Origin of the sequence: Stenotrophomonas sp. YIM B06876, assembly GCF_030711595.1 — a bacterium.
GTDB lineage: Bacteria > Pseudomonadota > Gammaproteobacteria > Xanthomonadales > Xanthomonadaceae > Stenotrophomonas.
This window is the reverse complement of the sequence record NZ_JAUJUJ010000392.1, coordinates 1-751: the sequence shown is the minus strand read 5'-3', so window position 1 is coordinate 751 and position 751 is coordinate 1. Positions and strand designations below refer to the sequence as shown.

General features: G+C 68.3%; 1 protein-coding gene and 1 pseudogene. Both read left to right on the top strand.

Annotation, left to right across the window (positions count from 1 at the left end; translation table 11 throughout):
- The coding region (gene modA / locus QZH66_RS17515) for a molybdate ABC transporter substrate-binding protein (RefSeq protein ID WP_305807107.1) at positions 1-295 on the top strand (295 nt) is incomplete at its 5' end.
- Positions 296-455: 160 nt separating this feature from the next.
- Positions 456-751, top strand: a pseudogene (locus QZH66_RS17510) (molybdate ABC transporter permease subunit); the annotation flags it as partial.

The following is a 751-nucleotide window of genomic DNA, read 5'->3' as shown; positions in this document are numbered from 1 at the left end:
CCAGCTCTGGCCGGCCGTGCAGGCCAAGGCGGTGAACACGCAGAACGTGCGCCAGTCGCTCGACTACGTGGCGCGCGGCGAGGTCGATGCCGGCTTTGTCTATGCCACCGATGCCGCCCTCATGAAAAACAAGGTCAAGGTGGCATTCGCCGTGCCGCTGGACGTGGCCATTCTCTATCCGATCGCCAAAACGGCGGCCAGCAGCCACGCTGCCGAAGCCGCGTCGTTCATCCAGTACCTGCAGACGCCGGCCGCGCAGGCCGTTCTGGCGCAATACGGCTTTGCCAGGCCTTGAGGCGCACGGGGTAAGACATGGACGTGGCATGGTCGGCGCTCAGCCTCTCGCTCCAGGTGGCCGGCTGGGCGACGGCGCTCAACCTGGTGCTGGGCACCGGCGTGGGCTATGCGTTGGCGCGCTGGCGCTTTCCGGGGCGCGACCTGNCACGGGGTAAGACATGGACGTGGCATGGTCGGCGCTCAGCCTCTCGCTCCAGGTGGCCGGCTGGGCGACGGCGCTCAACCTGGTGCTGGGCACCGGCGTGGGCTATGCGTTGGCGCGCTGGCGCTTTCCGGGGCGCGACCTGCTCGACACTGTGCTGACCCTGCCCATGGTCATGCCGCCCACCGTGCTGGGCTACTACCTGCTGGTGCTGCTCGGGCGCCATGGCTGGCTGGGCGGGTGGTTGCAGAACACCTTCGGCATCAACCTGATCTTCACCCTGCAGGGCGCGGTGATCGCGGCCACGGTGGT